Origin of the sequence: Streptomyces sp. NPDC058086, from assembly GCF_042885015.1 — a bacterium.
Classification (GTDB): domain Bacteria; phylum Actinomycetota; class Actinomycetes; order Streptomycetales; family Streptomycetaceae; genus Streptomyces.
In genome coordinates, this window is the sequence record NZ_JBHVST010000007.1 from 52,971 (window position 1) to 72,926 (window position 19,956).

The following is a 19,956-nucleotide window of genomic DNA, read 5'->3' on the forward strand; positions in this document are numbered from 1 at the left end:
TCGGGGAGGGTGCGGAGGATCAGCCGAGCAGGGAGCGGCCGATGATCTCCTTCATGATCTCTGTGGTCCCGCCGTAGATGGTCTGGATGCGGCCGTCGATGAAGGCCCTGGCGACGCGGTACTCCGTCATGTAGCCGTAGCCGCCGTGCAGCTGGAGGCAGCGGTCCGCGACGCGTTTTTGCAGTTCGGTGGCCCACCACTTGGCCATCGAGGCGTGCACGGCGTCGAGTTCCCCGTTCGTGTGGTCGACGACGCAGCGGTCGAGGAACGTACGGGTGACGGCGCACTCGGTGGCCATCTCGGCTATCTCGAAGCGGATGTGCTGGAGCTTGGACAGCGGCCGTCCGAAGGCCTCGCGCTCCTTGACGTACTGGGTGGTGATCTCCAGCAGGTGCTCGGCCGCCGCGATCCCGGCGACGGCGATGCCCATGCGTTCCTGCGCGAGGTTCGTCATGAGGTGCACGAAGGCGCCGTCGAGCTCCCCGAGCAGGTTCTCCTTGGGGACGCGTACGTCGTGGAAGAACAGCTCGGCCGTGTCCTGCGCCTTCTGCCCGATCTTGTCGAGGTTACGGCCACGCTCGAAGCCTGCCATGCCGCGCTCGACGACGAGCAGAGACAGACCGTGGGCGCCGCCTTCCGGGGTCGTCTTCGCGACGACGATCACCAGGTCGGCCAGGATCCCGTTCGAGATGAAGGTCTTGGAGCCGTTGAGCAGCCAGTGGTCGCCCCGGTCCTCGGCGTGCGTCCTGATGCCCTGGAGGTCGGATCCGGCGCCGGGCTCGGTCATCGCGATCGCCGTGATGATGGAGCCGTCGCAGAACCCGGGCAGCCAGCGCCGCTTCTGCTCCTCGGTGGCCAGGTCGGTCAGATACGGCCCGATGATGTCGTTGTGCAGCCCGAGGGCGAGACCCGCGGCCCCCGCGCGCGTGAACTCCTCGGCGAGTACGGCGCTGTAGCGGAAGTCGGCGTTGCCGCCGCCCCCGTACTCCTCCGGTACGGCGAGGCCGAGCAGCCCCTGTTTCCCGGCGGCGCGCCAGGCCTCGCGCGAGACGATGCCGTCCTTCTCCCACTGTTCGTAGTACGGCGTCACCTCCTTGGCGAGGAAGGTGCGCACGGTCTCCCGGAACGCGTCGTGCTCGGCGCCGAAAATCTGCCGCTTCATGCGCGGTCGCCCTCCTAGAGCCAGCTCTTGACGGTCTCGACCAGCCGGGCCGGCTCCGGCCCCACGGGAGTGATGTTGAGCATGTCGACCCCGGCCTCCCGGAAGGCCTCGACGCGCTCGCGCACATAGCTCTCCGGCCCGCACAGCGAGATCAGCTCGCAGAACTCGGCCGGTACGGCGGCCTCGGCCTCCTTCTTGCGACCGGAGAGGTACAGCTCCTGGATGAGCCGGGCCTCCTTCTCGTAGCCGTAGGCCACCGCGAGGTCGTTGTAGAAGTTCTTGCCGGGGGCACCCATGCCGCCTACGTAGAGGGCGATTTTGGGTCGCGCGAGCTCGCGTACGGCCGCCGCGTCCTCGCCGATGGCGAGCAGGCCGCCCGCGACGGTCCGCAGGGGGCCGAGCGCCGGGTCCCGCAGTGCGGCGCCCTCCGCGAGGGGGACGCCCCACACCTGGTGGGCCTTTTCCGGGATGAAGAGGGTGGGCAGCCAGCCGTCGGCGAGTTCGGCGGTCATCCGGACGTTGGCGGGGCCCAGGGAGGCCACGTACAGCGGCACATCGGGGCGCACCGGCTTGGTGAGGAGCTTCAGGGGTTTGCCCAGGCCGCCGGGGCGGGGCATGTCGGTGATGCCGTGGTGGTCGATGACCTCGCGGCGCAGGATGCGGCGGGTCAGCTCGATGGCCTCGCGGGTGCGGCCCAGTGGCTTGTCGTACGCCTTCCCGTGCCAGCCCTCGACGACCTGCGGGCCCGAGGCACCGAGCCCCAGCATGGCGCGGCCGCCCGAGATCGCGTCGAGTCCGGCGGCGGTCTGCGCGAGGAGCGCCGGGGTGCGCGAGTAGACGTTGAGGATCCCGGAGCCGATCTTCATACGCTCGGTGCGGGCGGCCAGATAGCCCATGATCGTGGGCGCGTCGAAGCCGTAGGCCTCCGCGACCCAGACGGCGTCCAGACCCGCGGACTCCAGGGCGGCGACCTCGTCGGCGGCCTGTCGGGGGTCGCCCGCGTAGTCGAGCGGGAGGGAGAGCTCCATCAGTCGCCGTCCTTCATCGTGTCGTCCTTCGTGAGGTCGTGCCGCGTCAGCCGTGGCACGTCCCAGTCGCGGGCCACGTCCGCGGTGTCGGCGCCCGGCAGGGCGGGCCCGGTGCGGACGGAGGTGCGGGTCAGGGAGAAGCGAGGTGCCGGGGCGGGCTGGGTGATGCCGCCGTGGTCGGTGAAGGTGCCGCGGGCGGCGAGGTGGGGGTGGGCCGGGGCCTCCCGCAGCGACAGGACGGGGGCCACGCAGGCGTCGGAGCCCTCGAAGACCGCGGTCCACTCGTCCCTGGTGCGGGTCTTGAAGCGGGCGGCGACCGCCTCGCGCAGCTCGCCCCAGCGGGCCAGGTCCTTGCGGGCGTCGGCGTACTCCTCGATGCCGAGCAGTTCCACGAACTCGGCGTAGAACTGCTGCTCCAGGGCGCCCACCGCCATGTACTTCCCGTCGGCCGTCTCGTACGTGCCGTAGTACGGGCAGCCACCGTCCAGGAGGTTGGCGCCGCGCCGGTCCTGCCAGCCGCCCGCGGCGAGCATGCCGTGGATCATCGAGGCGAGATGCGCGGCGCCGTCGACGATCGCCGTGTCCACGACCTGCCCGGCACCGGTGGCGCGTGCGTGGTGGAGCGCGGCGAGGACGCCGACGACGAGATAGAGCGAGCCGCCCGCGTAGTCGCCGACGAGGTTCGCGGGGACCGTGGGCGGCTCGTCGGGCCTGCCGATCATGCCGAGGGTGCCGGTGAGGGCGATGTACGCGATGTCGTGCCCGGCACGCGGGGCGAGCGGGCCCTGCTGGCCCCAGCCGGTCATCCGGCCGTAGACGAGCCCGGGGTTGCGGGCGTGACAGGTCTCGGGGCCGACGCCGAGGCGCTCGGCGACGCCGGGGCGGTAGCCCTCGACGAGGATGTCCGCGCGCTCGACCAGATCGAGGACGCGGGCGGGGCCGTCCTCGGCCTTCAGGTCGATCACGACCGACCGCTTGTTGCGGTTGGTGATGTCGTACTCCGGGTTGACGGCGAGCCCCGTACCGCCCGGCCGGTCCACGCGGACGACGTCCGCGCCGAGATCGGCGAGGAGCATGGCGGCGAACGGGCCGGGGCCGATGCCCGCCAGCTCCACCACGCGCACTCCGGCCAGCGGGCCGTACGCCGGCGTCCCTGCCACTGCCATCGAGCCCCCAGCACTGTGACACCACTGATGTGACATCAGTGATGTTATGAACGTGTTCCACGCCGGGCAAGCCCCCAGCGAGCAAGCGCTTAGTTAAATCCCGGGTGGCGGATCAAGCCAAAAGGCCATGAAGCAGGGCACGTCAGCGGCGTATGCCGCCGCATGGCCGACGCGCGTTCCCCTGCACGGCCACGGCCACCTCCGGCCTCTATGTCGACCTCGTCGTTCGGCCGCTCGGACCTCACGCTAGCCTCAGCCACCGACAACGGCGCTTCGCGCACGACAGATGGGGTGTCATGAGCAGGCTGAACGGGACGGGTCGCACGTACGACATCGTGCTCTTCGGAGCCACTGGGTTCGTCGGGACCCTCACCGCGGAGTACCTCGCCGCACACGCGCCCGAGGGGCTGCGCTGGGCGATCGCGGGCCGCGACGAGGGGAAGCTGGCGCGGCTGCGGGAGCGGCTGTCCGGCGCTCCCGACGTGCTCTTGGCGGATGTCGCCGATCCGGCGTCGCTGCGCGAACTCGCCCGCGGCGCACGCGTGGTGGCGACGACCGTCGGGCCGTACATCCTGCACGGCGAGGAACTGGTCGCCGCCTGCGCCGACGCGGGCACCGACTATCTGGACCTCACCGGCGAGCCCGAGTTCGTGGACCTGATGTACGTCCGGCACGACGCACGCGCGCGGGAGACCGGGGCTCGCCTGGTGCACGCCTGCGGTTTCGACTCGATTCCGCACGACCTGGGCGCCTACTTCACGGTGCGGCAACTGCCCGAGGACGTGCCGCTGCGGGTCGACGGTTTCGTCCGCGCCCAGGCGATGTTCTCGGGCGGCACCTTCGCCTCCGCGCTCACCCAGTTCGCGCGCGGGCGGCACATCCTGGCCGCGGCGCGGGATCGCGGGCGGCACGAACCACGGCTGGTCGGGCGGCGGGCACACGCGCCGCTGAGCACGCCGCGGTTCGCCAAGGAGGTCGGGGCATGGGCGCTGCCGCTGCCCACCATCGACGCCCAGATCGTGCAGCGTTCGGCGCGGGTGCTGGAGCGCTACGGGCCCGACTTCCGCTACCGCCACTACGCGGCCGTCGAACGACTGCCGATCGCGCTGGGCGGGGTCACTGCCGTCGGCGCGGTGTTCGCGGCGGCCCAGGTGCCGCCCGCGCGGCGCTGGCTGTCCGACCGGATCAAGCCGGGCGAGGGGCCCAGTGCCTCGCGGCGGGCGAAGAGCTGGTTCTCGGTGCGGTTCGTGGGCGAGGGCGGCGGGCGCCGCGTGTTCACGGAGGTCTCGGGCGGCGACCCCGGCTACGGCGAGACCGCCAAGATGTTCGCGGAGTCCGCGCTGTCGCTCGCCTTCGACGACCTGCCGGAAACGGCCGGACAGGTCACGACGGCGGTGGCGATGGGCGACGCGCTCATAGACCGGCTGCGCGGGGCGGGGATCACCTTCCGGGTGGCCGCGTCCCGGTAGGACCCGTCCGGAAGGTCCCCTAGAGCGGCCAGCCCAGCACCGTGTAGATCATCCCGCCGATCCAGCCGACCCCGGCGAGGACGGAGAGGACCAGCGCGGCCATCACGGTGCGCTCGACGGGCTGGGTGGCGCCGGTGGCGGGCTTCGGGGAACGGTGCGTCGTCATGGGACACAGCCTGCCGATCATGACGGCGCCCCCACATCCGTACAGGTACTCAGAACACGTACTCAGGGCACTTACTCAGGGCATTTATTCAGTCAACGGGCGAGGCTCCTGAGGGCGTTGTCTCCTTCAGGGCCCGTCGGCACAGGGAGTCCGCGCTTCGGGTGGTCTCCGGGAGGCGGTACTTCGGGGTGAGCGCGAGGGTGTGCGCGCAGGCGTTGTCGAGGCTCACCCGGTGGCCGACCGAGACGAAGACAGGCTTGACACCGTCCTGGGTGCGCAGTGCCCGACCGACCTCCTCCGGGCCCGTCGGTTCGCCCACGAGCAGCGGGGAGGCGCTGCCGCGCCGGACGCCGGGCTCCTCGTAGGAGAAGGTGAACGGGTTCTTGGCCACCCCGATCGTGGGGAGCCCGGTGAGTACTCCGAGGTGGCTGGCGAGGCCGAAACGGCGGGGGTGGGCGAGCCCATAGCCGTCGCAGACCACAAGACCCGGCGCGCACGGCAGCGCGTCGAGCACGGCCAGCACGGTCGGGATCTCGCGGAAGGCGAGCAGCCCGGGGACGTAGGGGAAGGAGACCTGTCCGACGGCGGTGGCCTCGGCGACGACGGCGAGGGTCGCCGCGTCGAGCACGACGGCCGCGGCCACGACGACGTCCCGCTCGTCGTCGTACGCCACGTCCACGCCCGTCACCCTGCCGGTGCCGGGCGGCGGCCCGGGCTCGTCGAGCACCACGCGCCCTCGCAGTTCGTCCTGCACGGCGCGGGCCTGCTCCTCGGTCGCGGGCCAACCCGCGGGAATCGGTACGGTGTTCAACGAGGTGTTCATGGTGCCGACGAGCCTAAGCCCACAGCGCCGGAGGAAGTCCTGAGGGCGGTCACTTGCCGCCCAGCGCGTGCCTCAGCTCCTCCTTGTTCATGTCCGAACGGCCGTGGATGTCACGGCGCTTGGCCTCCTCGTACAGCTGGTCGTACGTGGGTCCCTGAGCGCCCTGGTGGGACCGCAGGCCGCCGCGCCTGCCGGAGGAGATGTCCTGGGTGGACGTGCGGCTCGCGGTCTTCGACTCGCCGGACCGGGCCCGCTCCTTGTTCACGGTGCGCGCGGCGATCTCCTCGGCGCGCTCCCTGCTCTCTCCCCGGTCGAGAGCGCTCTCCTTGATGTGCTCGTACTGGCGCTCGCGCTTGGGGCTGGAGCCACGGGGCATGGCGGCTCACTTCCTTCCGTGTCGCCGATCGCTTGCTTGCGCGTCGGCGACACGGGTACCCCACTCGCCACGGGGCACGCGGCGAGTCAACGCTCCAGACGTGCCACCCGGCCCTTCTCCCCGGACGCCCAGCAGCCCAGGTCGGGGGTGCAGTCCACGGTGTCGTACGAGCCGGTGTCCAGGGTGCGCCAGGTGCGGCCGCCGTCGGTCGTGAGGTCGGTGCCGGTCGGGCCGACCGCGAGCGCGGAGGTACGGCTGTGCGGGAGCCAGGCGACACCGGAGCGGTAGGCGGGCGGCGGCTGGGCGGCGGGGGTCCAGGTGCGCCCGCCGTCGGGGGTGGCCGCGGCCGCCTGGGGCGATGCCTGGTCGGCGCGGTAGTCGCCGCCGACCGCGAGGCCGTGGGCGCGGTCCCGGAAGGCTAGGGCGAAGACGCCACGCGCCGGGTCGCCCGCGGGGATCGGCGTCTCAGCCGCCTTCCAGGTCAGTCCGCGGTCGGTGGAATGCAGCACACGCGCGTGTGCGCCCCCGCCGGTGGCCAGCCACGCATCGTGCGATCCCGCGCTCACGAGGCACTGTCCACTTGCGGCGAAGCCCGCCTCGCCGTCCTGCGCGGCGGGCATGCCGTCGCTGGGCAGCACCTTCCAGGACCGTCCGCCGTCGCTGGTGGACAGGATGCGGAACCTGCCGTCCACGGGGTCGCTCATCGCGAGGCCGTGGCGCCGGTCGAAGAAGGTCAGGCAGTCGTAGAAGGCCTTCGCGTCGGTGTTGCGGAAGGACTCGGTCCAGGTCGCGCCGCCGTCGTCGGTCCTGAAGACCCGGGAGGCCTCGCCCTCACCGATGGCGAGGACCACCGCGCGCCGCGCATCGAACGCCTCGATGTCGCGGAACTCCAGGTCGGCGACGCCGGGCGGCGAGACGTTCTGCCAGCTCGCGCCGCCGTCGGTGGTCCGCAGGACGGTGCCCTTGGCGCCGGCCACCCAGGCGGTGTCCCGGCTGACGGCCGACAGTCCGCGGAAGCGAACGTCGCTGCCGCTGTCCTTGAGCGCCCAGTGGGCCGCCTTCCCCGCCTCGTGTGCCTGCGCGGGCGCAGCCGTCAGCGCGGCGGCGAACGCCGCCGCGCACAGTCCCACGGTGACCGCCCGACTCGTACGTCTCGACTTCCCCAAGCCCCTCATGGCGGGCGAAGCTAGCCCACTCCCCCGGCGCCGTCCAGATGGCCTCGGCGGGAACCCGGGGGCCGCGGTTGGTGTCCTCTCCGGTATCGCGGGCATGTCGGAACGAGAAATGGATCACTACGCGTCACCGAGGTGAATGAACTCGGTGACAGAGGTCACTTGGGCTTCAGGTGCACTGAATGGCTCATTCCGTCGTCTCATACATTGCCCGGCCTCATCCGCCCGGAGTTCGTCCAGCCGTCACAAGGGAGCAAGGCGTTGTCCACCGTCATCGAGCAGCCCGTAGAGGCCCGCCTCGTCGCCGCCGCCCCGCGGATGCCGAGCATTCCCGCAACGCTCCACTACGACCGGAGCGACCCCTTCGCCGTCCGTATGACCTTCCCCGCCCCGGCCACGCTGGAGGGCGTGGAGGTCTGCTGGACGTTCGCGCGCGAGCTGCTCACGTCCGGCATGGAAGACTCCGTGGGGTACGGCGACGTACGGGTGCGACCGTACGGCTACGACCGCACCGTTCTGGAGTTCCACGCCCCCGAGGGCACCGCCGTGGTGCATGTGCGCTCGGGCGAGGTGCGGAAGTTCCTCCAGCGCACGACCGAGCTCGTGCCCGTCGGACTCGAGCATCTCCAGGTCGACCTGGACCATGACCTGGAGGAGCTGATGCGGGGCACCTGCTGAGCGGCGCCCCCGCCCTCAGCGAGCGCCGCCCAGCACGGAGTTGAGCTCGGCGTAGTCGAGCCCACCGGTCAGCGAGTCGTAGGTCCCCGCGCTCAGCAGTTCCCGCGCGGCACGGCGGACCACCGCGTGTGCGGCCTGCGCGATGCTCGAGCCCGCGCTGATCCGGGCGACCCCGAGCGCGGCCAGCTCGGCGACGGACGGTGCGCCGGGACCGACCAGCACATTGAGCGGGCCCTCGACACCCGCCACGAGCGACTTCACCGTCCCCGGGTCGACGGCCCCGGGAACGAAGATCCCGTCGGCTCCGGCGGCGAGGAAGGCGGCGGCTCGCTCCAGGGTCTCCCCGACCCCTCCCGCGCCCCTCAGAACGGTGTCGATACGCGCGTTGATGAACAGCGGGACACCTTCCCGATCGGCTGCGGCACGGGCCGCGGCGATGCGTTCCGCCTGCTCGGCGACCGGGCGCAGCGGGCCACGGCCGCCGTCGTCCCCCTCGCCCCCTTCGCCGTCGTAGAGCGCGTCCTCGATGTTCACGCCCACGGCGCCGGCCGCGAGCACCGCGCGGATCGTGTCCCCGACGCCCGCGGCGTCCTTCGCGTAGCCGCTCTCGATGTCCGCGCTCACCGGGACCCGGACCGCGGCGGCGACGCGTGCGACCGCGCCGAGGGCCCGGTCCCTGTCCAGCCGGTCCCCGTCGGCCGTTCCCAGGTCCCAGGCGAGCCCCGCGCTGGTCGTCGCCACGGCGCTGGCGCCCGCCTCCTCGACCAGGCGCGCACTCGCCGTGTTCCAGGCGTTCGGGAGGACGAGTGGGCGGCCGGGGGTGTGCAGGGCGCGGAAGGCGAGGGCGGTTTCGTGGGTGGGGTTCTGGTTCGTCATGGGGACGATCCCATCACCGGGGGCGGGGTGGAGGCTGGCAGGAATGCGACATGTGCGTGGGGGCCGGGAAGCACCACCGGGTGCGGGCTGCCGGGGGTTGCTCGCGGAGTTCCCCGCGCCCCTTCCTGGGCGCGTCAGCCCCCCGTTGCCGCGCCCGAGGTCGATGCCGCCGTGGCCGCCACGACGATCGCGGTGCGCACCTCCTGGATGACCTTCTTCAGCGCCGGGGCCGCCGCTCCGCTGCGGTCGGTCAGCTCCTCGATGCGCTGCTTGTACAGCTTGCGGTCCTTGCCGGACGCCAGCGTGCGCAGTTCGGCCGCGGCGGCGAGGGCGACGAGCGCCGCGTCGCGGTCGGAGACGTCCTCGACGGGCACGGGCCCTTGCAACACGGTCCGTGCCTCCTCCCGCAGCGCCTCCACCGCGGACACCCGCTCCAGCTCGTACTCCACGGACGGGAAGAGCCCGAGCACCCGTTTCTTCTCGGCCCGCAGGTATCCCTCGGCGGCGAGCTGGGCGCGGACCGCGTCCAGGGTGACGCGCGCCCGCAGGGTCACCCACGCCTTCCACTTCCGGGGCCGGGACTCCTCCACCAGTTCCAGGAGCCCGTCGAGGACGAGGTCCCCCGTATGGGCGTCGGCGTCGACCGGTGTGGCGATGCCGTCCACGTCGGCGAGCAGTCCGCGCTGGGCGAGCTCCGTGAGGGCGCCGGCGCGCACCAGGTGGTGGAGGTGGGTCGCCCCCGTGACCTTGAGCCTCGTGGTGTCCCAGGCCAGCAGATAGAGCCGGGCGGGCAGCGACAGCGAGCCGTTGGGCACGGCGTCTCCTTCGGGGTCGAGGTCGGGGCCACGTTAATGCGTTGACAGCGTTCAGGGCTGTTCCTACGGTGTACAGCGGTTCTGTTGCCGTCGATCGGAGAAGGACGTTGCTCGTCTGAGGTCTGAGACACCGCGTCACACAGTGGGCTCTCGTCGCCCCCGTGTGCGCAGCGTGCGACCTCGGCGTATGAGCCGTCCTCCGGTTTCACGGGGCCTTCTTTCCGCCCTCCTGACTGGATCGTCGTCACCTCGCGGTGTCCCGAACGCGTGCCCCTGACCGCACCCAGTAATCGCGAGGCCCTCATGTCTACTTTCCCCACCTCCCTCAGCTGTACCTCCCTCTCCTTCGCCTGGCCGGACGGGACCACCGTCTTCGACGACCTCCAGGTCGCCTTCGGCCCCGGCAGGACCGGGCTCGTCGGCGTCAACGGATCAGGGAAGTCCACCCTGTTGAAGCTGATCGCGGGTGAACTGACCCCGACGGACGGCACGATCCGCGTCACCGGCGAGGTCGGCTACCTGCCGCAGAACGTCACGCTCGACACCGCCCTGCGGGTCGACGAGGCGCTCGGCATCGCCGCCACGCGTGCCGCGCTGCACGCCATCGAGGCGGGCGACGCGGCCGAGGAGCACTTCGACGTCGTCGGCGACGACTGGGACGTCGAGGAGCGGGCGCTCGCCATGCTCGGCGAACTCGGACTCGGACACGTCGAGCTGGACCGCACCATCGGCGAGGTCTCGGGCGGCGAGTCGGTACTGCTGCGCCTGGCCGCGCTGCTGCTGCGCCGGCCGGACATCCTGCTGCTGGACGAGCCCACCAACAACCTCGACCTGTACGCGCGCCGACGGCTGTACGCGGCCGTCGAGGCCTGGTCCGGGGTCATGGTCGTGGTCAGCCACGACCGCGAGCTGCTGGACCTGGTCGACCAGATCGCCGATCTGCGGTCGGGCGAGGTCACCTGGTACGGGGGCAACTTCTCCGCGTACGAGGAGGTCCTCGCCGGCGAGCAGGAGGCGGCGGAGCGCATGGTGCGCGTGGCCGAGGCCGATCTGAAGAAGCAGAAGCGCGAGCTGGTCGACGCGCAGGTCAAGCTCGCCCGTCGCAAGCGCTACGGCCAGAAGATGTTCGAGCAGAAGCGCGAGCCGAAGATCGTCATGGGTGCGCGCAAACGGGCCGCCCAGGAGTCGGCGGGCAAGCACCGCATCATGCACGAGGAGAAGCTCGCGGAGGCGAAGGACCGGCTCGACGACGCGGTGGAGGCCGTACGGGACGATGACGAGATCCGTGTCGACCTGCCCTACACGGCCGTACCGCCGGGCCGCACCGTCCTCACACTGGAGAACCTGGAGCTGAGGTACGGCGCGCGCGTGGACGGTGTGTTCGATCTGCGCGGGCCCGAGCGGGTCGCGCTGATCGGGCGCAACGGAGCGGGCAAGACGACGCTGCTGCGGACGATCGCCGGGGAGCTGGAGTCCGTGTCCGGCCATGCCCTGGCCCATGTGCCGCTGCGGTTCTTGCCCCAGCGGCTCGATGTGCTCGACGGGGAGCTGACCGTGGCCGAGAACGTGGCCCGTTTCGCGCCCGCGGCCACCAACAACCGGGTCCGGGCGCGGCTCGCCCGCTTCCTGTTCAAGGGAGCGAAGGCCGACCAGCGGGCGGCGACGCTCTCCGGCGGCGAACGCTTCCGGGCGGCGCTCGCGGCGCTGATGCTCGCCGAGCCCGCGCCGCAGCTCCTGATGCTCGACGAGCCGACCAACAACCTCGACCTGGCGAGCGTCCGTCAGCTCACCACGGCGCTGGAGTCCTACGAGGGCGCGCTGATCGTCGCCAGCCATGACCTGCCGTTCCTGGAGTCGATCGGAATCACACGCCGGCTGCTGCTGGAAGGAGGAGAACTGAAAGAAACCACGGCGGAAGCTGTCGGGTATCCGACATAGCGCCGGTGCCCGGAGGCTGACTAACGTCAGCTTTCGGGCACCGCCCCGCGTCAGGTTCGGACGCGGGTCCGCCCGCCGTCCGGTCCGGGGGTGCCGTGTCGGGGGCTGTTGTGCGCGCGAACGGCGCTGCATGATGTGCGCCGATGCACCCTGCCGATTCGGAGACCGCACGTGCCCAGCCAGAAAGCCCTCATCCGCAGGCCCAGTCCCCGTCTCGCCGAGGGACTGGTGACGCACATCGAGCGCGAGAAGGTGGACGTCGACCTGGCCGTCGAACAGTGGGAGGCGTACGCCGAGGCGCTGCGCACGCACGGCTGGGAGACCGTCGAGGTCGATCCGGCCGACGACTGCCCCGACTCGGTCTTCGTCGAGGACGCCGTGGTCGTCTTCCGTAATGTCGCGGTGATCTCCCGCCCCGGCGCCGAGTCCCGGCGCGCCGAGACCGCCGGGGTAGAGGAGGCCGTGGCCCGGCTGGGCTGCTCGGTGAACTGGATCTGGGAGCCGGGGACCCTGGACGGCGGCGACGTCCTGAAGGTCGGCGACACGGTGTACGTGGGCCGCGGCGGGCGCACCGACGCGGCCGGGGTCCAGCAGCTGCGGGCGGCCCTCGAACCGCTCGGGGCACGGGTCGTGGCCGTACCCGTGACCAAGGTGCTGCATCTGAAGTCGGCGGTCACCGCGCTGCCCGACGGGACGGTGATCGGCCATGAGCCCCTGGTGGACACACCCTCGCTGTTCCCGCGCTTCCTGCCGGTGCCGGAGGAGTCCGGGGCGCATGTCGTGCTGCTCGGCGGCGGGAAGCTGCTGATGGCGGCGAGCGCCCCGAAGACGGCGGAGCTGCTCACGGGCCTCGGTCACGAACCGGTTCTCGTGGACATCAGCGAGTTCGAGAAGCTCGAAGGGTGTGTGACATGCCTCTCGGTACGACTTCGGGAGCTGTACGTCTGAGCACGCCCGCTTCCTGCTGGGACCCCCACTGATCAGGCACTCTTTACAGCAAACTTAACCTACGGTTTCGTAACCTACGGATACGTAGCCTACGATGCCGTAGGTTTCGTCTCCCGCTCGGTCACCCGCCGGGCAACTCGCCCGGCAACTCGCCCGGCAACTCGCCCGGCAACACGCTCAGTAACACTCGCTCAGTAACTCGCTCAGTACTTTTTCACGTCCCCCTGGAGCACCCGTGACGATCACTTCTCCTCACCTTGGCAGCCCGTCCGCCGCCTGGACCGACGCTCGGCTGCTGTACGCGCTGGAAGAAGTGGTCGAGACCGAGCTCAACCGCCACCTCAAGGTGGCCAAGGACTGGATGCCGCACGAGTACGTGCCGTTCAGCGACGCCCGCAACTTCCCCGGCTTCTTCGAGGACGGCGAGGCCTGGGGCAAGGAGCAGTCCAAGGTCACGGAGATCGGCCGGATCGCGCTGGTCGTCAACCTGCTCACCGAGGACAACCTGCCGAGCTACCACCACGAGATCGCCGCGCTCTTCGGCCGTGACGGCGCCTGGGGCACCTGGGTGCACCGCTGGACCGCGGAGGAGGGCCGGCACGGCATCGTGATGCGCGACTACCTGCTCGCTTCCCGCGCCGTCGACCCCGACAAGCTCGAGGCGTTCCGTATGGCGCACATGAACGAGGGCTTCGAGTCGGACAACCGCCACTCGATGCTGCACACGGTCGCGTACGTCGCCTTCCAGGAGCTCGCGACCCGCGTCTCGCACCGCAACACCGGTCACCAGTCGGGCGACCCGGTCTGCGACCGCATGCTGGCGCGCATCGCGACCGACGAGAACCTGCACATGGTCTTCTACCGGAACCTGCTCAAGGCCGCGTTCGAGCTGGCCCCCGACCTGACCATGCAGTCCGTGCGCGACGTCATCGTCAACTTCCGGATGCCCGGACACGGCATGCCCGGCTTCGAGCGTGCCGCCGCGCAGATGGCCATCGGCGAGGTCTACAACATGCGCATCCACCACGACGACGTGCTGCAGCCGGTCCTGCGCCACCTGAAGGTCCTGGAGATGGACGGCTTCGGCCCCGAGGGCCTGCAGGCCCAGGAGGAGCTCGGCTTCTTCATGGGCGGCCTGGACGCGGAGGCCTCGAAGTTCGACGAGAAGCTCGCGGCCCGCAAGGCGCGGATGGCCGCGCGCGCCGCCGGCTGACCCTCTCCGGTCGAAGCTGCCTCACTCGTACGCCGTCACCTGGTCAAGCGCCGCGTCCCGCACGTCGGCCACCGGGTGGCGGCGCAGTGCTCTCAGCCGCTCCCGCCAGGGCGCGGCCCAGCCCGTGCGGGCGCCGATCGCCCCGGTGACGGCCGCCGCGAGCAGCCCCTCGCCGTGTCCGCCGTGCGCGCCCAGCCGCCGCGCCACCTCCAGCAGGACGTCGGGATCCCCCTCGTGTGCCCGCCGCCGCAGTCGCTCCCCGAGTTCCTGGGCCGTCCGTGCGGCCAGCGCCGGGCGTCCCTCGGTGAGGGCGGCCAGGCGCTCCAGGTCCCCCGGTTCCCCGTCCAGGTCCAGGTGGAACGCCGTGATCGCGGCCGCCTGCGGTACGAAGGCGTCGTACCCGGCGAGCAGTTCGCCGGCGGCGAGAGCCGACGGCCGGATGGGTCCCGGGGCCGTTCTGGCCCGCTGGGCGAGGCGCACGACGAGGTAGTCGACGCGCCGCCTGGCCGGTCGGTCGCGTCGCTCGTCGGCATCGGCGCGGCCTGTCTCCTCGGTCGCGGCGGCCGTCTCCGCCTCCGCCAATGTCCGCAGCGCCCGCTGAAGGCCCCGGCCGCCGCGTGGTGAGCCCGCCGCCGCCGTCACCAGACCATCGGCCGCCGCGCGCCAGCTGATGCGTCCCGTCAGATCGGTGACGGCGTCGGCGAGGACCGTCGGGGACTCGGGGGACCAGGGCGCCCAGCGGGCCAGAGCGTCGAAGGCGAGGGTGGCGGTCTCGGGGTCTTCGGTGGACGACACCTCGCGAACCAGCCCGGCGTACCGCTCGCGTTGGGGCTCGGGCAGGTCCAGCGGGGTGACGCGCAGGATCGCGGTGCGCAGTACCGGCTCGGCGCCCGCGGCGTCGCGCAGCATGCCCCAGACCGGTTCCTCGGTGAGCAGACCGCCCGCGAAGGCCACGATGGCGGCGCGGACGTCGACATGGGTGCCCGGCGCCGCATACGCCTCGGTCAGCAGTGCCGCAGCCCGTGGCATCGGGAGCCGTACGGCGGCGAGCCGCGCGGCCTCCTTGCGGCTGGTCACCTTGGCGCGCGGCGCAAAGAGCACCGCACGCAGCTGCGCAGCCAGGAGCGAGGGTGCCGCGTACCGGGAGGCCTGGGTGGCCGCATAGACGGCGACCCGGGCCCGCTCGTCATCCGTGTGCGCCAGCAGCTCGGGCAGCGCGTCGGCGGGCCGGTCCGTTCGGGCGAGTGCGGCGAGCGCCGCCTCGGCGAGCAGCACGTCCGCGGACCCGGTCCAGTGGCGTACGAGATCGGTGCCGCGGCCCGGGACGAGGGCGGCCTGCGCGACGGCTGCGGCACGCTCGAAGAGCGGCAGCGCGACGTCCTCGGCCTGGTCCGCCAACTGTCGTGCCACCTCGCGCTGTTGGCGTGGTACCCAGCGCCGTATGTCACGGACCACCGGCACGGTCCATGGGGTGCCCTTGGTCAGGAAGCGGCCGTACGGAGGAGTCTCGGCGAGCAGCGGGTCGAGCAGGTCGGTGCGGCGCCGGGTGACAATCCCCAGGACCGGCCACAGCGCGCCCGCGGACGGTTCGAACGCGAGGACGCGGGCCACCCGTTCGTCGCGGGTCGCGGCCGGCTCCAGCCACAGTTCGACCGCGTGGCGCATGGTCGCGTCATTGCCGTACCGGATGGCCTGCCAGAGGAGTTCCTGAAGTTCGGGCATGCCGGCGGCGCGCCGCCCGACCGCGCGGGCGAGCGTGAAGGCGAGGCTGTAGTCGGCCTTTTCGGCGCCCGCCTCGATCCAGGGGCGCAGGGCCTCGTACACCTGGTGCTCCTGGCCGCGCCGCAGGGCCGTGTCGAGACGGCCGAGGTCGGCGCGACCGGTGTTGCCGGATATCCGGACCAGGGTGCGCAGGGCCCAGTTCACCAACTCCCGCCGCCCGCCCGCCGCGTGCTCGCGCAGTACGGACAGGGCGAGGTCGCTGAGATTCTGCCGGGTGGCGGGCGAGGAGTCGCGGGCCTCGACGGCGTCCGCGGTGATGCGGTCGAGGTGCGGCTCGGCGTCCTCGGTGAACAGCGCGGGCCGCACCCCGGACAGTGCGCCGAGCGCGGCCGAGCGCACCGGGTCGTGTTCGTTGCGCAGCCGGGCCATCTCCTCCAGGACGGAGGTGACGGCCGCGTGGTCGCCGGAGCGGGCGGCGTTGCGGATGAGCAACGGCCAGGCTTCGGCTCGGTCTTCGGCGGCCGGGCGGCGGGTGGCCTCGACGAGCCGTTCGCGTGCTTCCGCGACGGGCAGGAAGGACTCGGCGAGCAGCAGGGAGTTCCAGAGGGCGCCGTGCTCGCGTGCGACGGCCGCCATGCGTCGGGCCTCTTCGGCGACACAGCTGCGTGGCAGCACCGCGAGGATGAACACGTCGATGGTGACGTGTCCGGCTCCTCGGCCTTCCAGCGCGGCCCGGTAGAAGGCGTGGCGTCGCGCCGGCGGAAGCGCCTTGACGAGCGGCGCGAGATCACCCCAGTCGGCCAGGACCCTGCTGAACGCGGGGAGTTCGGGCGCGTCGGAACGGGCCAGCCTGCGCAGCACGGTGGGCCTCAGGGCCCTATAGCGGCGCGCGGCGAATCCGGTGGGGGTGAGCAGCAGGCGCAGCAGCCGGCTCGGGTCGGCCGCCGCGAACCGCGGGAAGTGGTCGTGCAGTTGGAGGGGCAGGGTGGTGGGCCCGAAGCGTTCGAGTAGGTCGAGCACGCGCAGGGGCTCCGTCGCGACGGTGGCGGCCACGCCCGGGGCGTACCGGCCCCACCAGGTGTCCCGCAGGGCCTCGGGGAGCGCCGCCAGCTCGCCTTCGGCGACATCGAGAAGGGCGCCGGGATGCCGCTTGGCGAGGGTCTTCCAGCCGGTGACGGCGTGGAAGAGTTCGGGCAGCAGCCGGGCGACCGTCTCCGGCGCGCAGCCCGGCAGCAGACGGGCCGCCTCGGCGTCGCCCCAGTCCCGCCGCAGCCCCGGCAGCAGCCGGTCGGCCAGTGCCGTGCGCCGTCCCACGACGATCGCGCGCAACAGCTCCCTGCGGACCGCCTCCGGGGCGTCGGCGAGCGCCGACTCGTAGGCGGAGTCGGGCACTTGGAGGCTGTCCGCGACCCGGAGGGCGTGTCCGCGCACGAAGGCGTCCGGGTCGGCGATGCGGTCCGCGATCCACTCGGCGTCGCCGCCTGCGGCGGCCGCGACGACGGCGATCCCCCGTTCGTACGGTCCGCGGGATTCGAGTTCTTCCAGCACGGGCCGCAGCGTGGCCTGCTCCTTCACCCGCAGGGCGAGTTCGCGCATGCGCTGGGGGAAGGGCAGCGGGTCGAGGGCGTTGAGCAGACTTTCGGCGTGCCGCTGCGGGGTGCGATCCATGCGGGGATTGTGCCTGCTGAAGTACGCGCGGCGTACTGGTTTCCCGGTGCGCTCCGGCGGGCCGGGGCCATCGTCCGAAACCCTGGGGGAAGGGGGCGGGGCGGCTGGATTCGAACCAGCGTGTTCCGGTTTTGGAGACCAGGTGCGCCTGCCTCTGCGCTACGGCCCCGCCCTTGAGGCCTAGCGTAGCGGCGCCGTGCGGTGGACGCTGCGTACGGCGGCGACGTCGGCGGGGACCGACGGCATCGGGATGTGCGCGCTGAGCGCGTCCAGGCGCCGCTTCACACTGGTCGCGATGGACTGCCCCAGCACGAACCGGGTCGCGGTCGCGGCGCGCGGGGCGGTGTCGAGAAGACGGTGGGCCTCGCGGCTGCGCATGCCGGTGTGGGCGAGGACGAGGTGGGTGAGGCGGTGTTCGGCGCTCGCGAGGGTGTGTGCGATGTCGGTGGCCGCCGTGAGGTCGACGCGGTTGTCGGCGGCGCCGAGCACCGCCGCCGCCCGCACCCGCCCGAGGTCGAGCAGGGCGACCCCCGCCGCGGTCGCCGCCGCCACCATCCGGGCGGCGGCGTTCGGCCCGATGCCGTTGCTGGCGACGGAGAGCCGGGCGAGCCGACCGTGCGGTGCCCGTGCCAGCGCGTCGGCGAGACGCAGCGCGCCCGCGTCACCCAACTGTGCCGCGGATACGTAGAGTTCATCGACCGCGCCCTCGGCGATCAGCGCGGACAGCGGCACCGCACCCGCCGCGCCCAGCGGATTGCCTCCCACGAACAGCCGCTCGATACGGCGGCCGTTCTCCGCCGCGGCGAGGAGGGCGTCGGCGAGGACGACGGCGCCCGTCGCGTCGAGCCCGGTCTGCACGAGGTCGAGCGTGCGCAACGACCGTGCGGCCTCCACTAGTTCGGCCGCGGCACGCCCTCCCCCGCTGCCGAGCGGGTTGCGTTTGAGCCAGACGCCCGTGACGACCCGCGGTGAGGCGCGGAGGTTGTCGGCGATGCGGCAGGCGCCGCCCGCGGTGATCCCGTTGCAGCCGAGGTACAGCGTCTCGACCTCGGCACGCGCGGAGACCGCGGCAGCACCCTCGTCGCCGAGCCCGTCGGTGCCGAGCAGCAAGTGCCGTACGGGAGAGGGTCCGTCCGAGACGGTGGTCATCTCGGAGAGGGCCTCGGCAACCAGCGCCGCGCCCCGCGCTCCGAGTCCCTGCTTGCACAGGTCGAGGCGCCCGTCGGGCAGCGCCGTACCGGCCGTGAAGTCCAGCCGCTCGCCGGCCGGGCGCCCGTCACGCAACCAGTCGAGCAGCGGGGCGAGTTCGGTCGAAGGGCGCGGTACGACCGCCGGTACGCCCGCGAACCGCGGGTCCGGCCTCCGCTCCGGCTCGCTCACCATTCCGCCTCCTGGTAGTCCTTGAGGAACACCCCGGACACGGGTGTTCCCGCCTCGCCCCGCACGATCGGGTCGTACACCCGGGCCGCTCCGTCCACGATGTCGAGGGGGGTGCGGAACCCCGCGCCCGCCATCCGCTCCTTCTTGGGGGCAGGGTTCTCGTCGGTGATCCAGCCGGTGTCGACGGCGCACATGTGCACGCCCTGCTCGGCGAGTTCGGTGGCGCTGGTGCGTGTGAGCATGTTGAGGGCGGCCTTGGCCATGTTGGTGTGCGGATGGCCCGCCGTCTTGTTGCGTACGGCGAAGCGGCCCTCGACAGCGGTCACGTTGACGACATATCGCCGCGGGTGGGGCGAGGCGAGCAGGAGGGGCAGCAGCCGGTCGCAGAGCAGCGCCGGGGCGAGCGCGTTGACCAACTGGGTCTCCAGGACCTCGGCCGGGTCGAGTTCGCCCAGCCGCGCCGACCAGGAGTTCTCCGGAGAGGGATCGGGCAGCAGCCCGGCCTCGTCGGCCTCCCGCAACGCCGCGGGGAGCGCCGAGGGACCACTCGCCAGCGCCCGCATCGGCGTGAACCCCGGCGCCTCCCGAGCCCCTTCGGGCAGCCCCGCGCGCTCCCCGCCGGCCAGCAGCGCGTACGACTCGGCGGGCCGCCGCACCGTCTGCGCGGCGTTGTTGACCAGGATGTCGAGGGGCTCACCCTCCTGCCTCAGCTGCTCGCAGATCCCCAGTACCTGACGAGGATCACGGAGGTCCACCGCCAGCACCGTCAGCCGGTCCAGCCACTTCGCGCTGCCCGGTTCGGCGCGGAAGCGACGCATGGTGTCGTGCGGGAAGCGGCTGGTGACCAGGAGTTCGGCGCCGTCGCGCAGCATCATGAGGGCCAGCTGGAAGCCGATCTTGACCCGGCCTCCGGTGAGCAGCGCGCGACGGCCGCTCAGGTCGGTGCTGAGCGCACGCCGGTCGGTGTTGTCCGAGGCGCAGTCCGGGCACAGCCGATGGTAGAAGGCGTCGACCTGTCGATAGGGCGTCTTGCAGACATAGCACGAACGGGGCTTCACGAAGACGCCGCCGCCCCCGGGACGGTCGAGCGGTGCGTCCTCCCGCCGGTCGAGCGCTCCCGTCGCGGTCGCGGCCATCACGGCCGCGTCGGCGGCGGAGAGTTCGGCGCCGCGCACCTTGCGCCTGCGCACCCGCCCGTCCCGCGCGAAGGACGCGGCGACCTGTTCGGCGCGCAGCCTCACCGGGTCGTCGACGGGCAGCGCCCGCAGCTTGCCGACCGTGCGGTGGAATGCCGCCAGTTCGTCCTGCGTGATCGCGCCGCCGTCACCCATGTGTCCCCGCCCCGCGTGTGCGCCG

Annotated in this window: 17 protein-coding genes and 1 tRNA gene; 5 read left to right on the top strand and 13 right to left on the bottom strand. The window is 72.2% G+C overall.

What is annotated here, in order from left to right:
• Positions 1 to 19: 19 nt before the first annotated feature.
• The 3 genes from ACFVWD_RS07580 to ACFVWD_RS07590 are packed head-to-tail and all read right to left on the bottom strand — an operon-like array spanning position 20 to position 3,356.
• Positions 20 to 1,162 carry an acyl-CoA dehydrogenase family protein gene (locus ACFVWD_RS07580; protein WP_389594407.1) on the bottom strand — a complete coding sequence of 381 codons (1,143 nt, stop codon included), beginning with the start codon at positions 1,160 to 1,162 and terminating at the stop codon, positions 20 to 22.
• Positions 1,163 to 1,176: 14 nt separating this feature from the next.
• The gene (locus ACFVWD_RS07585; protein ID WP_389594408.1) at positions 1,177 to 2,190 is read right to left on the bottom strand and encodes an LLM class F420-dependent oxidoreductase; all 1,014 of its coding nucleotides are present in this window, start codon (positions 2,188 to 2,190) and stop codon (positions 1,177 to 1,179) included.
• Positions 2,190 to 3,356, bottom strand: a complete 1,167-nt coding sequence (locus ACFVWD_RS07590) for a CaiB/BaiF CoA transferase family protein (protein WP_389594409.1) — start codon at positions 3,354 to 3,356, stop codon at positions 2,190 to 2,192. The genes ACFVWD_RS07585 and ACFVWD_RS07590 overlap by 1 nt, the downstream gene beginning before the upstream one ends.
• 296 nt (positions 3,357 to 3,652) lie before the next feature.
• On the opposite strand from ACFVWD_RS07590, the gene ACFVWD_RS07595 reads away from it, so the two are divergent.
• The gene (locus ACFVWD_RS07595; RefSeq protein ID WP_389594410.1) at positions 3,653 to 4,825 is read left to right on the top strand and encodes a saccharopine dehydrogenase family protein; all 1,173 of its coding nucleotides are present in this window, start codon (positions 3,653 to 3,655) and stop codon (positions 4,823 to 4,825) included.
• A 19-nt stretch (positions 4,826 to 4,844) separates the two neighbouring features.
• Here ACFVWD_RS07595 and mmpA read toward each other — a convergent pair whose 3' ends face one another.
• The 4 genes from mmpA to ACFVWD_RS07615 form a co-directional block, all read right to left on the bottom strand.
• Positions 4,845 to 4,991 (bottom strand): morphogenic membrane protein MmpA, encoded by a 147-nt coding sequence (mmpA, locus tag ACFVWD_RS07600; RefSeq protein WP_162489330.1) that lies wholly within the window; start codon positions 4,989 to 4,991, stop codon positions 4,845 to 4,847.
• Positions 4,992 to 5,079: 88 nt separating this feature from the next.
• A complete protein-coding gene (locus ACFVWD_RS07605) occupies positions 5,080 to 5,814 on the bottom strand; it encodes an endonuclease V (RefSeq protein ID WP_389594411.1) in 735 nt (244 codons plus the stop codon).
• Positions 5,815 to 5,863: 49 nt separating this feature from the next.
• Complete coding sequence (locus tag ACFVWD_RS07610; protein WP_389594412.1) at positions 5,864 to 6,190, bottom strand: plasmid stabilization protein; 327 nt, start codon at positions 6,188 to 6,190, stop codon at positions 5,864 to 5,866.
• Between the two features lie 86 nt (positions 6,191 to 6,276).
• Positions 6,277 to 7,365, bottom strand: coding sequence for a WD40/YVTN/BNR-like repeat-containing protein (locus ACFVWD_RS07615; RefSeq protein ID WP_389594413.1), 1,089 nt, complete (start codon positions 7,363 to 7,365; stop codon positions 6,277 to 6,279).
• A gap of 258 nt (positions 7,366 to 7,623) precedes the next feature.
• On the opposite strand from ACFVWD_RS07615, the gene ACFVWD_RS07620 reads away from it, so the two are divergent.
• Positions 7,624 to 8,040, top strand: coding sequence for an SsgA family sporulation/cell division regulator (locus ACFVWD_RS07620; RefSeq protein WP_384914978.1), 417 nt, complete (start codon positions 7,624 to 7,626; stop codon positions 8,038 to 8,040).
• A gap of 15 nt (positions 8,041 to 8,055) precedes the next feature.
• Here the strand turns inward: ACFVWD_RS07620 and ACFVWD_RS07625 are convergent, their stop codons facing one another.
• Both ACFVWD_RS07625 and ACFVWD_RS07630 read right to left on the bottom strand, forming a co-directional pair.
• On the bottom strand, positions 8,056 to 8,916 hold the full coding sequence (locus tag ACFVWD_RS07625; protein WP_389594414.1) for an isocitrate lyase/phosphoenolpyruvate mutase family protein: 861 nt from the start codon (positions 8,914 to 8,916) through the stop codon (positions 8,056 to 8,058).
• A gap of 134 nt (positions 8,917 to 9,050) precedes the next feature.
• Positions 9,051 to 9,731, bottom strand: coding sequence for a GPP34 family phosphoprotein (locus ACFVWD_RS07630; protein WP_075030391.1), 681 nt, complete (start codon positions 9,729 to 9,731; stop codon positions 9,051 to 9,053).
• 303 nt (positions 9,732 to 10,034) lie between these two features.
• Between ACFVWD_RS07630 and ACFVWD_RS07635 the strand changes: the two genes are divergently transcribed.
• The 3 genes from ACFVWD_RS07635 (at position 10,035) to ACFVWD_RS07645 (ending at position 13,830) form a co-directional block, all read left to right on the top strand.
• Positions 10,035 to 11,669: an ABC-F family ATP-binding cassette domain-containing protein gene (locus tag ACFVWD_RS07635; protein WP_389594415.1), complete on the top strand. Its 1,635-nt coding sequence runs from the start codon at positions 10,035 to 10,037 to the stop codon at positions 11,667 to 11,669.
• Positions 11,670 to 11,840: 171 nt separating this feature from the next.
• A complete protein-coding gene (ddaH, locus tag ACFVWD_RS07640; RefSeq protein WP_389594416.1) occupies positions 11,841 to 12,617 on the top strand; it encodes a dimethylargininase in 777 nt (258 codons plus the stop codon).
• A gap of 235 nt (positions 12,618 to 12,852) precedes the next feature.
• A complete protein-coding gene (locus ACFVWD_RS07645; RefSeq protein WP_389594417.1) occupies positions 12,853 to 13,830 on the top strand; it encodes an acyl-ACP desaturase in 978 nt (325 codons plus the stop codon).
• A gap of 21 nt (positions 13,831 to 13,851) precedes the next feature.
• Here ACFVWD_RS07645 and ACFVWD_RS07650 read toward each other — a convergent pair whose 3' ends face one another.
• The 4 genes from ACFVWD_RS07650 to ACFVWD_RS07665 all read right to left on the bottom strand — a co-directional run bounded on the left by ACFVWD_RS07650 (position 13,852) and on the right by ACFVWD_RS07665 (position 19,931).
• A complete protein-coding gene (locus tag ACFVWD_RS07650) occupies positions 13,852 to 17,220 on the bottom strand; it encodes a hypothetical protein (protein WP_389594418.1) in 3,369 nt (1,122 codons plus the stop codon).
• A gap of 94 nt (positions 17,221 to 17,314) precedes the next feature.
• Positions 17,315 to 17,391 (bottom strand) — tRNA-Trp (locus ACFVWD_RS07655).
• A 9-nt stretch (positions 17,392 to 17,400) separates the two neighbouring features.
• Positions 17,401 to 18,603: a ribonuclease inhibitor gene (locus ACFVWD_RS07660; RefSeq protein WP_389594419.1), complete on the bottom strand. Its 1,203-nt coding sequence runs from the start codon at positions 18,601 to 18,603 to the stop codon at positions 17,401 to 17,403.
• Positions 18,597 to 19,931: an SDR family NAD(P)-dependent oxidoreductase gene (locus tag ACFVWD_RS07665; protein WP_389594420.1), complete on the bottom strand. Its 1,335-nt coding sequence runs from the start codon at positions 19,929 to 19,931 to the stop codon at positions 18,597 to 18,599. The genes ACFVWD_RS07660 and ACFVWD_RS07665 overlap by 7 nt, the downstream gene beginning before the upstream one ends.
• Positions 19,932 to 19,956: the final 25 nt, after the last annotated feature.

Excerpts from the sequence above, each read along its gene's own strand:
- ACFVWD_RS07580 (WP_389594407.1), bottom strand. The coding sequence starts at position 1,162 with ATGAAGCGGCAGATTTTCGGCGCCGAGCACGACGCGTTCCGGGAGACC.
- ACFVWD_RS07585 (WP_389594408.1), bottom strand. The coding sequence starts at position 2,190 with ATGGAGCTCTCCCTCCCGCTCGACTACGCGGGCGACCCCCGACAGGCC.
- ACFVWD_RS07590 (WP_389594409.1), bottom strand. The coding sequence starts at position 3,356 with ATGGCAGTGGCAGGGACGCCGGCGTACGGCCCGCTGGCCGGAGTGCGC.
- ACFVWD_RS07595 (WP_389594410.1), top strand. The coding sequence starts at position 3,653 with ATGAGCAGGCTGAACGGGACGGGTCGCACGTACGACATCGTGCTCTTC.
- mmpA (WP_162489330.1), bottom strand. The coding sequence starts at position 4,991 with ATGACGACGCACCGTTCCCCGAAGCCCGCCACCGGCGCCACCCAGCCC.
- ACFVWD_RS07605 (WP_389594411.1), bottom strand. The coding sequence starts at position 5,814 with ATGAACACCTCGTTGAACACCGTACCGATTCCCGCGGGTTGGCCCGCG.
- ACFVWD_RS07610 (WP_389594412.1), bottom strand. The coding sequence starts at position 6,190 with ATGCCCCGTGGCTCCAGCCCCAAGCGCGAGCGCCAGTACGAGCACATC.
- ACFVWD_RS07615 (WP_389594413.1), bottom strand. The coding sequence starts at position 7,365 with ATGAGGGGCTTGGGGAAGTCGAGACGTACGAGTCGGGCGGTCACCGTG.
- ACFVWD_RS07625 (WP_389594414.1), bottom strand. The coding sequence starts at position 8,916 with ATGACGAACCAGAACCCCACCCACGAAACCGCCCTCGCCTTCCGCGCC.
- ACFVWD_RS07635 (WP_389594415.1), top strand. The coding sequence starts at position 10,035 with ATGTCTACTTTCCCCACCTCCCTCAGCTGTACCTCCCTCTCCTTCGCC.
- ACFVWD_RS07650 (WP_389594418.1), bottom strand. The coding sequence starts at position 17,220 with ATGGATCGCACCCCGCAGCGGCACGCCGAAAGTCTGCTCAACGCCCTC.
- ACFVWD_RS07660 (WP_389594419.1), bottom strand. The coding sequence starts at position 18,603 with ATGGTGAGCGAGCCGGAGCGGAGGCCGGACCCGCGGTTCGCGGGCGTA.
- ACFVWD_RS07665 (WP_389594420.1), bottom strand. The coding sequence starts at position 19,931 with ATGGGTGACGGCGGCGCGATCACGCAGGACGAACTGGCGGCATTCCAC.